This is a genomic window from Rhodococcus sp. IEGM 1318 (genome assembly GCF_033142465.1).
In the GTDB taxonomy this organism is placed as follows: Bacteria; Actinomycetota; Actinomycetes; order Mycobacteriales; family Mycobacteriaceae; genus Rhodococcus_F; species Rhodococcus_F qingshengii_B.
Genome location: NZ_JAWLSC010000019.1, coordinates 56,994 through 69,129, shown reverse-complemented (window position 1 = coordinate 69,129; position 12,136 = coordinate 56,994). Strand labels below are relative to the sequence as shown.

The window sequence follows — 12,136 nt, the reverse complement described above, 5'->3', positions numbered from 1 at the left end:
CGGCGGCGGCATCGGCGCAGCCGCACTCTGCGGCGGCGGCGGACAAGGCGACGCACTCATCGTCCGCGTCCCCAAGGCCTGAGTGTCTCAATACACCTGAACTAGTGCTCTCGCTCAGCGACGCCCCGTGGTTTTCCTCACACAACTACGGGGCGTCGTAGTTGTTCGGGCACAATGGCCTCATGGCGAACATCTTTGACGTATCCACTCCCGCGAAACGCTTCCGTCTGGTGGCGTGGTGGGAAGCTGTGACCTGGGCGGCTTTGCTGGTTGCCATGTTCTTCAAGTGGGTCCTCGGACACGAAGAAGCGATTCGCATCCCCGGAATGGTCCACGGAACCGCCGGCTTCCTGGTGTTCATCGTTGTTGCCCTCCTGACCGCGTGGTCGCTCAAGTGGGACATCAAGACCACGATCCTTGCGCTGATCTCGAGCGTTCCGCCGTTCGGCACCGTCATATTCGAGCGCTGGGCAGTGCGAAACGGCAAGCTCGGTGAGCTGTCCACAGAGTTCGAGGCTGCCAAGGGCAACGCGGCGCTCGTCTGAGTGCTGCATCCCTCTACGTAGCTTCGCGCAACTCGTGACAAACTGGGAGTCGTGACTCGACCAGGTTCCAGGCCCCCCGCGCGTTCGTCCGCAGTTGCTGCCGCCATGAGCGGCGCAGTCGACTTGTCCGCCTTCAAAGAGCGGGCCACGGCCCCACCACCGCCGCGTAATACCAGCGGCGACGGGGCCGTTTCTGCTGTCTCCGGGGCAGTGATCGAGGTGACCGAGGAGAACTTCGAAAGCGAAGTCCTGCTGAAGTCGAGCCAGGTGCCGGTGATCGTCAACATCGGTGGCCGCGCATACGAGCCCTCGGTCGTGTTCACCGAAGTTCTCGAATCATTTGCAGCGCAAGCCGGCGGCAAGTGGATTCTTGCCAACGTCGACGTCGACGTGAGCCCTCGTATCGCGCAGGCATTCGGTGTCCAGTCGGTGCCGACGGTTGTTGCCGTCGCGGCTGGTCAGCCGTTGGCCGATTTCCAGGGCGCTCAGCCGGAGGCGCAGCTCAGCCAGTGGTTCGACGCAGTGCTCCAAGCTGTCGAGGGCAAGTTGAGTGGGCCGGTGTCCGACGCGGACGAACCGGTGGAGGAGGGCGAGGATCCACGCTTCGTGGCCGCTGAAACCGCGCTGGACGAGGGCGATCTCGACGCGGCCATCGCTGCGTACCAGGTGATTCTCGACGCCGAACCCAACAATGCGGAGGCCAAAAGCGCTGTCCGCCAGGTGAAGTTCATGGCTCGGGTTCAGGGTGTCGATCCCGAGTCGATTGCGGCCGCGGATGCTGATCCTTCCAATCTCGAACTGCAGTTCGCTGCGGCCGACCTGGAAATGTTCGCCCAGCAACCCGAGGCGTCGTTCGCCCGCTTGATCTCGGTGGTCTCGCGAACTGCCGGCGACGACAAGGCTGCCGCTCGGACGCGCCTGCTCGAATTGTTCGAACTGTTCGACCCAGCAGAACCGATCGTCATCGCGGCCCGTCGTAAGTTGGCTTCCGCTCTCTACTGACGTGTGGACCGGCAGTCGCTACTCCGTGTAGCGGCTGTCGCACACTTCCCGGCCACCGAGAACGCCGGTCCGGAACGCGTCGACACGTGCAAACCCGCTCGGAACCGTCTCACCGTTGACGTCACTGGCAGCCAGACCGTCGGTCAGCAGCCCCGATACGGCTTCGTCGAGGTCGCCGGGGGAGAGTGTGACCTGCGCTCCGGACGCCGCGGCGTTGGTGGGACTGAGCGCTGCGGTGATGACGCCGGACAGGCAGGCGGCGCGCAAGGCAGTCTGCGGAGTGTCGAGTGATTGGCCGTTCTCCTTCTGCATCGCGAGGGTGTACCTCGACGCGAGCAGGACATAGGCGTTGTAGTCACCGGTGATGTTGGTCTGGATCAACTCGCGTCGCCCGACGCGACCCGGCGTGCCGCGCTCGGCAAGGTCGTCGACGCTGATTCCGATGGTGTTCGTCGACGGGCAGTACGAGACGGGTTCGGTCGCAACGGCATCGCTGCACCCGGTGTCTGCGCCGGTGAACACGACCTTCGGCGGCTCGGGTAGATCGAAGATCGCTTGGAAGGTCTTCACGAACTCGTCGAGAGTTGCCTCGGTGACGGGCAGCTCTCCGGAATCGTTGCCTTCGGCGAACTGCTGCGGGAGGTCTGCGCGTCGTGACTCGATTTCGTCGGCGTCCATCTTCGCGCAGGCGCCGGCGCCGTCGGTGAATCCGATCTGAGTGGCAGTGACGCGCTCGAAAGCCGAACCATGATGGCTCTCAGGATCATTAGGGTCTTCGTCGCGGATGGCGACAGCCGACGCCAACACCTTGTTGAGTCCGTCGGAGGTGTTCATCGTGAAGTGTGCGGCCTTGTCCTCGGCGACGTGCCGCAAGAAGGCCCCACCGAAACAGTCGGCTTGCTGTTCGCGCACCAGGGCGGCATCTCGTTTACCGCCGACGATCCCGGCTTTGCGTTGAACGGCGTGGCCGTACTCGTGCGCGAAGATGAAGGCAACGGCCACTTCACCGAACTTCTCGCGCACCTCGGGCAGCAGCAGTTCGCGATCCCAACCGATGGTGTGATCGATGCTGCAATACCCGGCGTTGATGAGTTCTTCGGTGGTCTCCTCACAGAAGTCCGGACCGTTCGATTCGGTGGGGTCCCACGAGATCAGCTCGTCGACCGGCTCGAAGGGCTTGTCGAACAGAGCCGGGTACTCGGCGGCCCAGTAGGTTTCGATGTCGGTGATGGCGTTGCCCGCCAGGGCGTCGATATCCCCGCCGTTGGTGCCGGTGATGGCTCGGTCGGCATTGGGGGCTCCCGGGCGTAACCCACTTGGTCCTGCCGTTGCGTCGAGTCCGGCGACGCGGAAGGGATCGTGATAAATCGAGACGGCGTGGCCACTCGTTCCATGGGCACAACCGGCGAGCAGTGCGGCCACTGCCAACAGTGACGACGTGACAATGACTACTCGCCGGCCGACCATCAACGCTCCAGACTTATCCAAATCGCTCCAGCAGCAGGCAGCGCCACCTGTGCGGAGGCTGGCCGACCGTGCCACGAACGCGACGTTGCCGTGACCGCTCCGAGGTTCCCGACTCCGGAGCCGCCGTACACCTCGGCATCGGTGTTGAGAATTTCCACCCATCGGCCGGGCTCTGGTAGCCCCACGCGGTAGCTCGAGTGTTCGCTGCCCGAGAAGTTGAACAGGCAGGCGACAATCGAACCGTCAGTACCGTAACGCAGAAAACTGAGGACGTTGTTCTCGGTGTCGTTGGCGTCGATCCAGGAGTATCCGCCGGGGGAGGTGTCGAGGGTCCACATGGCCGGATGGCGTCGGTACGCGGAGTTGAGATCGCCGACCAGTCGCTGGACGCCGCGATGGAGAGTGCCCGTGTATTGATCGTCGAGCTGCCACCAGTCGAGGCCGCGTTCTTCGGACCATTCCGCGCTCTGGCCGAACTCCTGTCCCATGAACAGCAGTTGCTTGCCAGGATGCGCCCACATGTACGCGAGCAGTGAGCGCAGGCCGGCCGCCTTGGCGAAGTCGTTGCCGGGCATCCTCGTCCACAGAGTTCCCTTGCCATGCACTACCTCGTCGTGGCTGATCGGTAGCAGGTAGTTCTCGCTCCACGCGTACATCAGCGAGAAAGTGATCTCGTGATGGTGGTAGGTCCGGTGCACCGGGTCGTGACCGAGAAACCCGAGGGTGTCGTGCATCCACCCCATGTTCCACTTCATGTTGAACCCGAGGCCACCGACATTGGTTGCCCGAGTGACTCCGGGCCACGCCGTCGACTCCTCGGCGACGGTGACGACTCCTCGATGATTCTTGTGAACGGTGGCGTTCATCTCCTGCAGGAACGCAACGGCTTCGAGATTCTCGCGGCCACCGTGAATGTTGGGAGTCCATCCACCTTCCGGACGTGAGTAGTCCAGGTACAGCATCGATGCGACGGCGTCGACGCGTAGTCCGTCGATATGGAACTCCTGGAGCCAGAACAAGGCGTTGGCGACGAGGAAGTTCCGGACCTCGCGACGTCCGAAGTCGAATACGTATGTGCCCCAGTCCAACTGCTCGCCGCGACGCGGATCGGCGTGCTCGTAGAGGGGAGTTCCGTCGAAACGGGCAAGGGCCCACTCGTCCTTGGGGAAATGCGCGGGCACCCAGTCGACGATGACGCCTATTCCTGCGGCATGCAGGTGGTCGACGAACCAACGGAAATCGTCGGGCGTACCGAAGCGGGACGTCGGTGCGTAGTACGACGTGACCTGGTATCCCCAAGAGCCACCGAACGGGTGCTCGGAGACCGGCAGGAGTTCGACGTGGGTGAATCCGGTTGTGGTGACGTACTCGGCGAGTTGCTCGGCCATCTGCCGATAGTCGAGTCCGGGACGCCACGATCCGAGGTGCACCTCGTACACGCTCATCGGCGACTGCGAAGGGTCGACACCCGCGCGGGTTTCCAGCCAGGCCGCGTCGTTCCACACGTGGGAACTGATGGTCACCCGCGAGGCCGTCGCCGGCGGGACCTCGGTACCGAACGCCATCGGATCGGCCTTGTCGCGAACCGAGCCGTCGTGGCCGTGGACCCGGAACTTGTACAGCGAACCGACTGGGATGTCGGGCAGGAAGATTTCCCAGACTCCGGTGGAGCCGAGGACTCGCATGGGGGCGAATTGCCCACTCCACCCGTCGAAGTCGCCAACGACGGTCACACCGCGGGCGGCCGGAGCCCAGACGGCGAACGAGGTGCCGTCGACGGGTCCGTCCGGTGTCTCGTAAGAACGCGGATGTGCGCCGAGGATGTCCCACAGTCGTTCGTGCCGACCTTCGCCGAACAGGTGAAGGTCGAGTTCACCGAGAGTAGGCAGGAATCGGTAAGGGTCGGCTGCGAGAACCGTGTGGCCACCCGGGTACTTCACGGAATAGCGATAGTCGATCAGGTCGGGGTAGGGGACCAGAGCCGCGAAGATTCCGTTCGAAACATGTTCGAGAGGAAAGTTTTTGCCGCCGATGACGGCGCTGACGGACTCGGCGTTGGGACGCAACGCTCGTAGAACGGTGCCGTTGGCGTGGCGATGGGCGCCGAGGACACTGTGCGGATCGTGGTGTTCACCGCGCGCCAACAGTTCCAGATCGTGATTGTCCGGTGCGATACCCGACGGGGACTTTTCGGTTGGCATCACTTGCCTCCACCTGCGCGGTGCGCATTGCGTGCTTGGTAGGCCAGAGAGATCCGGGCCGGATACGGAACGGGTGGGAGCGCGAGGATGTGCGCCACCGAACGCCAGGGCTCGAGCCGGACGAAATTGGCTTGGCCCCAATCGAACTGCTCACCGGTTACCTCGTCGAGCACGGTCATGTGGTCGTGCCATTCGCGTCCGAGCGCCGGCATGTCCAACCAGACGGTGCCTTCTTCTGCCGCGAACGGGTTGAGATTGATCACCGTCAGGACGGCGTCGCCGGTCGAGGCGTCGAATTTCGAGTAGGCGATCAACGCGTCGTTGTCGATGTGGTGAAAGTGCAGGTTCCGCAACTGCTGCAGGGCCGGGTGTGCACGCCGGATGCGGTTGAGTGCGGTGATCCACGGCTCGAGAGATTCGCCTCGCGCTGCTGCTTCGGCGAAGCGGCGCGGACGAAGTTCGTACTTCTCGGAGTCGAGGTATTCCTCGCTGCCGGGGCGAACGGCTTGGTGTTCGTAGAGTTCGTAACCGGAGTAGACGCCCCAGGTCGGCGCCAGGGTGGCGGCGAGAGCTGCTCGTAGAGCGAACATTCCGGGCCCACCGTGCTGGAGGGACTCGTGCAGGATGTCCGGTGTGTTCACGAAGAGGTTCGGTCGGGCTTCGTCGGCCTTTGCCGCCAGCTCGTTACCGAATTCGGTGAGTTCCCACTTCGCCACTCGCCAGGTGAAGTACGTGTACGACTGGGTGAATCCGCGTCGCGCCAGGCCGTACATGCGCGCCGGACGGGTGAATGCCTCGGCGAGGAACAGGACGTCGGGATCGGTCTTCTTGACCTCCGATATGAGCGTCTCCCAGAAGTTGGGCGGCTTGGTGTGTGGGTTGTCGACCCGAAAGATCTTGACGCCGGCACTTATCCAGTGTCGGACGACTCGTAGGATTTCCTTGTCCAGACCGCGAGGATCGGTGTCGAAGTTGATCGGGTAGATGTCCTGATACTTCTTGGGCGGGTTCTCGGCGTAGGCGATGGTGCCGTCGGGAAGGACATTGAACCACTCCGGATGCTTCTTGGCCCATGGATGATCCGGGGCGCACTGCAGCGCGAGATCCAGTGCCACTTCGAGATCCAGCTTGCGGGCCGTGGCGACGAAGGCTTTGAAATCCTTGAGCGTGCCGAGTTGCGGGTGGACTGCGTCGTGCCCGCCGTCGACCGAGCCGATGGCCCAGGGTGAACCGACGTCACCGGGTTCGGGAGTGAGGGTGTTGTTGCGTCCCTTGCGGTTGATCTCGCCGATGGGATGGATCGGCGGTAGGTAGACGACGTCGAAACCCATTGCGGCGATGCGGGGTAGGTCTTCGGCCGAGGTGCGGAACGTACCGTGTTGCGGCACCCCGTTCTCGTCCCAACCGCCCGTCGAGCGGGGGAAGAACTCGTACCACGAGCCGAAAAGTGCACGGTGGCGATCGACGACGACGGGGTGGGACTCGCCCTTGGTGACCAGTTCTCGGAGCGGAGTGGCGCGGAGCAGTTCAGCCACGTCGGAGGCGAAGGCCGGAGCGACGCGAGCAGTCAGCGCCTGATCGCTGCGCAGCGACGCCGTGACGGCCTCGAGCCGGGACCTGTTGCCCCGCGGCACCTCGTGCGCGGCCTGTTCGAACAGGCGCGCACCGATTTCCAAGTCGTTGGCCAACTCGGCCGCGCCCTGCCCGACGGCCAGCTTTGCTTCCACCGCGTGCTTCCAGGTGGCGATGGGATCGCTCCACGCCTCGATCCGGAACGACCACATGCCTTCGGCGGACGGCGTGAACACCGCGTCGACGGTGTCCGGTTCGGTGCCGGGATCCATCGGAATACGCAGCGGTTTGGTTCCGCGCGGACCACGCACCACCAGAGTTGCGGAAATGGCGTCGTGGCCTTCTCGCCACACGGTGGCATGCACCGGAAAGACTTCACCGACCACGGCCTTTGCCGGATAGTTACCCGAGATCTCGGGTACCACGTCGTCGATACCGAGGCGTCCTGACACGGGAAGCTCCATTTCTGGTGATGGATCGTGGTAAAACTTTCTTTCGCCGCTTCAACCGTAGTGGGTGTCGCGCCGGAGCGCTGATAACGGCGAAGCCGGGTCTGTCGGTGGTCGGGTCGGCTCGGGCGTTCGGTTCCACCGGACAGAGTGCAAGGAACTCGACTAGGGTTCGCGGGGTGAAAGCCTTGCGTCGGTTCACTGTCCGAGCCCACCTTCCGGAGCGCCTCGCCGCGCTCGGCCCCCTGTCCACCAACCTTCGGTGGTCGTGGCATCCCGAGACACAGGATCTGTTCTCGCGACTCGACCCCGAACTCTGGCAAGCAGTCCAGTTCGATCCGGTCCGCATGCTCGGGGAAGTCAACCCCACCCGTCTCGACGAACTCAGCAGTGACGAGGCATTTCTCGGTGACCTCGACACTGCAGCAGCCGATCTCGACGCTTATCTGAGCACCCCGCGCTGGTACCAGTCCCAGCAGGACAAGGGCACATCGTTAGCCGGCGGAATTGCGTACTTCTCCATGGAGTTCGGAGTCAGTGAAGTTCTGCCCAACTACTCCGGTGGATTGGGCATTCTGGCGGGCGATCATCTCAAGGCTGCGTCCGATCTCGGGCTGCCGCTCATCGGCGTCGGACTGCTCTACCGATCCGGCTACTTCCGCCAGTCGCTGACCGCCGACGGTTGGCAGGCCGAGCACTACCCGCCGCATGACCCCCAAGGGTTGCCTCTTCGCTTGCTGACGGACGCAGGCCCGGCTTCTGATGACGGATCGCCGGTCGTCATTCACGTCGCCATGCCCGGTGGACGCGTCCTGCGCGCGCGAGTGTGGATCGCTCAGGTCGGACGAGTGCCGTTGCTGCTGCTCGATTCCGACATCGCCGAGAACGACGCGGATCTGCGCGGCGTCACGGACCGCCTCTACGGAGGGGACCAGGACCACCGCATCAAGCAGGAGATCCTGGCGGGTATCGGCGGCGTCCGCGCGGTGCGTGCCTACACCGCGGCGTACGGATTGCCCGACCCCGAGGTTTTCCACATGAATGAGGGGCATGCCGGATTCCTCGGTATCGAACGAATTCGGGAACTTGTCACCACCAGCGGTCTGGACTTCGATTCGGCTCTGGCCGCGGTCCGCGCCGGAACCGTCTTCACGACGCACACTCCGGTTCCCGCCGGAATCGACCGCTTCCCGGCGGATCTGGTCCGTCACTACTTCGGCGGAGCGAACGGCGAGAACGAATCGAGTTTGCTTCCCGGCCTGACCGTCGACCGCATCGTCGGGATGGGGCGCGAAGCCGATCCGTCGATCTTCAACATGGCGCACATGGGTCTTCGCCTGGGCCAGCGAGCCAACGGCGTCTCGAAGTTGCACGGCATCGTCAGCCGCGACATGTTCAACGGTCTCTGGCCGGGATTCGACGCCGACGAGGTGCCGATCGGTTCGGTCACCAACGGTGTTCACGCGCCGACGTGGGCAGCGCCGGAGTGGATGGACGTGGCCAGGCGGATCGTCGGTCAGGAGCAACTCGAAGAAGCACGCGGGTGGGAGCGCCTGCACGAGTTGTCGGCCACCGAACTGTGGGAAACACGTAATGCTTTGCGCGGCAAGTTGGTCGACGAAGTTCGTCGTCGCGTCCGAGCGTCGTGGCTCGAACGCGGCGCGACCGAAGCTGAACTTGGCTGGACCACTGGAGTTTTCGATCCCAACGTCTTGACGGTCGGATTCGCAAGGCGCGTCCCGACGTACAAGCGGTTGACGCTGATGCTGCGTGATCCCGAGCGTCTGCGTGCGATGTTGCTCGACGAGAAGCGTCCGGTGCAGTTGGTGGTGGCCGGTAAGTCGCACCCCGCCGACGACGGCGGTAAGGCACTCATCCAACAGGTCGTACGGTTCGCCGACGAAGCGGATGTGCGTCACCGCATCGTCTTCCTGCCCGACTACGACATGTCGATGGCCCGCTACCTCTACTGGGGCTGCGACGTGTGGCTCAACAACCCACTTCGCCCACTCGAGGCGTGTGGAACTTCCGGCATGAAGTCCGCGCTCAACGGTGGACTCAACCTCTCCATTCGCGACGGGTGGTGGGACGAGATGTACGACGGCGAGAACGGGTGGGCCATTCCCACGGCCGACGGTGTTCTCGACGACGTTCGGCGCGACGATCTGGAAGCCAGCGCCCTGTACGAACTTCTCGAGCACGCGGTACTGCCGACGTTCTACGACCGTGACGCTGCCGATCTGCCGACGCGCTGGGTCGAGAGGGTTCGCCACACCCTCGAGAATCTGGGCCCGAAGGTGTTGGCATCACGCATGGTTCGTGATTACGCCGTCGACTACTACGCCCCTTCGGCGGAATCAGCTCGAGCGGTAGTGGCGGACGATTTTGCCGGCGCGCGTGAGGTGGCCGAGTTCCGTCGTTGCATCGAATCGCAGTGGCCGTCCGTCGCCGTCGAGCAGGTGGATGGTTCCGGCCTGCCGGACACTCCGGAGATCGGTGCGACCATCTCGTTGAAGGCCAAGGTCCGCCTCGGCGGCTTGTCGGTCTCGGATGTCCAGGTCCAGGCAGTTCTGGGACGCGTCAGCCCGGGCGAGGAACTCACCGACGTGGTGACGTTCCCGATGACACACTTCGGCGCCGAGGACGGAACCGAGATCTTCGAAGCCGAGGTTGCACTTCCGGTCTCCGGTTCCGTGGGATACACCGTGCGGGTGCTGCCGCATCACCGGTTGTTGGTCGATGCGTCCGAACTCGGGTTGGTGACCACTCCGAGCGTCTGACGTATTACATTCTGCCCCGGTCCGTTCGGTCTGTACCGGGGCAGAATTGTGCCCGCGTGAGAACTGGGTCAGGGACGTGAGTCGCGGATGCGGGTGAGCGCCTTGCGGACGACTTCAGGGTTGGTCGTCTCCCAGAACGGAGGCAGTGATGCGCGAAGGTAACCCGCGTATCTGGCCGTTGCCAGACGCGGATCGAGCACGGCCACCACGCCCTTGTCGTCGGTGCTGCGAAGCAGACGGCCCACGCCCTGGGCCAGGAGCAGCGCCGCGTGATTGGCCGAGACGCTGAGAAAGCCGTTACCGCCATGGGATTCGATGGCTTGTTGGCGAGCCATCAACAGTGGATCGTCCGGGCGCGGGAACGGAATCCGGTCCAAGATGACGAGGCTCAGCGATGGGCCAGGGACATCGACGCCCTGCCACAGGGACAGCGTGCCGAACAGCGACGTGGGTTCGTCCTTGGCGAAGGCCTTGACGAGGGTGCCGGTGGCGTCGTCGCCCTGGCACAGGATCGGGGTGCCGAGGCGTTCCCGCATCGCCTCCGACGCCGCTTTCGCGGCACGCATCGACGAGAACAAGCCGAGAGTGCGTCCGCCCGCAGCCTCGACCAGTTCGGCGATCTCGTCGAGATAGACCGGGGAGAGGCCGTCGCGGCCGGGTGTGGGCAGGTGCCGGGCAATGTAGATGATGCCGGCCTTGGCGTGGTCGAACGGTGACCCGACGTCGAGTGAGTTCCAGCGGAAAGCCGAAGCGTCGGAAGGTGCTTCGGTGCCGATGGCGGTACCCGAATCGGGGCGCACGGACGATTCCGCAGGCAGACCCCAGTTGACGGCGAGACCGTCGAACGATCCGCCGACGGTCAGTGTCGCGGAGGTGAGAACGACGGTGGATTCGGCGAACAGTCTCGAGCGCAGCAGACCGCCGACGGAGAGCGGAGCCATCCGGACCGAGCGCCGCACAGATCCGCGGAATTCGTCCGAGGACAGCCAGACGACGTCCTTTCTCTTGGCCGGGTCGGGTTCGTCGAAAGCTGTGAGGATGCGCACTGCGCTGTCGTGGACGTCGTCGACGGACGAGAGCGCAGCGTTGCGGGCCGCCGCCGCTTCGGGGTCTGCTGCTGCCATGCCAGGTTTGGCCGGGCCGATAGCGGTGCGCAGCGACCAGGCCGCGTCGCGGATTGCGGCCAGTGCGGGCGCCGCCCCGTCCGGGAGGCCTTCCCATCGACCTGGACGCAATTCCTCGAGGAGCCCCGCCCAACCCTCGCCGGCAGCTTCGAGTCGGTCGGCGTCCTGTTCTTCGGCGATCTTGCCGCAACGCCTGGCCGCGGCACTGATCGAAGAGGCCGTGAGATCCGCCGTGGCAACGCCGGTGACGCGGTCGACCAATTCGTGGGCTTCGTCGATCACCACGACGTCGTGGTCAGGCAGGATCTGAATGCCGGTGATGGCGTCGATGGCGAGCAGTGCGTGGTTGGTGACGACTACGTCGGCCTTCGACGCCTCGACGCGGGCGCGCTCGGCGAAGCAGTCCTCACCGACCGGGCACTGGTTCTTGCCGATGCATTCGCGGGAGGTGACGCTGACCTGCCGCCACGCCTGATCGGACACGCCTGGCACCAATTCGTCACGATCACCGGTTTCGGTGTCGGAGGACCATTCGGTGAGACGGACAACTTCCCGGCCGAGACGCGAGACCGTGAACGGATCGAACAGCTCGTCCTCGGGTGGCTGCTCGGACGCACCCGTGTGAATCTTGTTCATGCACAGGTAGTTGTTGCGGCCCTTGAGGATTGCGAACTCTGCGCGTCGGCCGAGCGGCTTTTTCAGGGCGTCGGCGAGCCGTGGCAGGTCTCGATCGACGAGCTGACGCTGAAGCGCGATGGTGGCGGTGGACACGACGACGGTGCGCCCCGATTCGACCGCGTGGCGCAGGCTCGGAACGAGGTAGGCGAGTGACTTACCGGTACCGGTGCCGGCCTGAACGGCCAGATGCTCGCCCGTGTCGATCGAGTGCGCCACGGCCGATGCCATCGTCAGCTGGCTGGTTCGTTCGGCACCGCCGAGCGACCGCACCGCTGTCTGGAGCAGTTCGGGAACGTTCGGGAGTTGATCGGCCACCCA

At 64.3% G+C, this 12,136-nt stretch carries 7 protein-coding genes; 3 read left to right on the top strand and 4 right to left on the bottom strand.

The genetic code is table 11. From position 1 onward, the window contains the following. The first annotated feature begins 182 nt into the window (after positions 1-182). Together R4P65_RS30120 and R4P65_RS30115 are read left to right on the top strand one after the other, a co-directional pair. The gene (locus tag R4P65_RS30120) at positions 183-545 is read left to right on the top strand and encodes a DUF3817 domain-containing protein (RefSeq protein ID WP_230814089.1); all 363 of its coding nucleotides are present in this window, start codon (positions 183-185) and stop codon (positions 543-545) included. A 105-nt stretch (positions 546-650) separates the two neighbouring features. Further along, on the top strand, positions 651-1,547 hold the full coding sequence (locus R4P65_RS30115; RefSeq protein ID WP_317829216.1) for a tetratricopeptide repeat protein: 897 nt from the start codon (positions 651-653) through the stop codon (positions 1,545-1,547). A gap of 18 nt (positions 1,548-1,565) precedes the next feature. On the opposite strand, the gene R4P65_RS30110 is transcribed toward R4P65_RS30115, so the two are convergent. The 3 genes from R4P65_RS30110 to R4P65_RS30100 are packed head-to-tail and all read right to left on the bottom strand — an operon-like array spanning position 1,566 to position 7,239. Beyond that, positions 1,566-3,014, bottom strand: coding sequence for a neutral zinc metallopeptidase (locus tag R4P65_RS30110; RefSeq protein ID WP_317829214.1), 1,449 nt, complete (start codon positions 3,012-3,014; stop codon positions 1,566-1,568). After that, the gene (gene glgB, locus R4P65_RS30105; RefSeq protein WP_317829213.1) at positions 3,014-5,215 is read right to left on the bottom strand and encodes a 1,4-alpha-glucan branching protein GlgB; all 2,202 of its coding nucleotides are present in this window, start codon (positions 5,213-5,215) and stop codon (positions 3,014-3,016) included. Before glgB ends, R4P65_RS30110 begins: the two co-directional genes overlap by 1 nt. Continuing rightward, complete coding sequence (locus R4P65_RS30100) at positions 5,215-7,239, bottom strand: alpha-1,4-glucan--maltose-1-phosphate maltosyltransferase (protein WP_317829212.1); 2,025 nt, start codon at positions 7,237-7,239, stop codon at positions 5,215-5,217. Before R4P65_RS30100 ends, glgB begins: the two co-directional genes overlap by 1 nt. Before the next feature lie 176 nt (positions 7,240-7,415). On the opposite strand from R4P65_RS30100, the gene glgP reads away from it, so the two are divergent. Continuing rightward, positions 7,416-10,016: an alpha-glucan family phosphorylase gene (gene glgP / locus R4P65_RS30095; protein WP_317829211.1), complete on the top strand. Its 2,601-nt coding sequence runs from the start codon at positions 7,416-7,418 to the stop codon at positions 10,014-10,016. A gap of 68 nt (positions 10,017-10,084) precedes the next feature. On the opposite strand, the gene R4P65_RS30090 is transcribed toward glgP, so the two are convergent. Next, on the bottom strand, positions 10,085-12,133 hold the full coding sequence (locus R4P65_RS30090; protein ID WP_230814084.1) for an ATP-dependent DNA helicase: 2,049 nt from the start codon (positions 12,131-12,133) through the stop codon (positions 10,085-10,087). Positions 12,134-12,136 lie beyond the last annotated feature (3 nt).

Coding starts and splice junctions, on each gene's coding strand:
- R4P65_RS30115 (WP_317829216.1), top strand. CDS start 651: ATGAGCGGCGCAGTCGACTTGTCCGCCTTCAAAGAGCGGGCCACGGCC.
- R4P65_RS30110 (WP_317829214.1), bottom strand. CDS start 3,014: ATGGTCGGCCGGCGAGTAGTCATTGTCACGTCGTCACTGTTGGCAGTG.
- R4P65_RS30120 (WP_230814089.1), top strand. CDS start 183: ATGGCGAACATCTTTGACGTATCCACTCCCGCGAAACGCTTCCGTCTG.
- glgB (WP_317829213.1), bottom strand. CDS start 5,215: ATGCCAACCGAAAAGTCCCCGTCGGGTATCGCACCGGACAATCACGAT.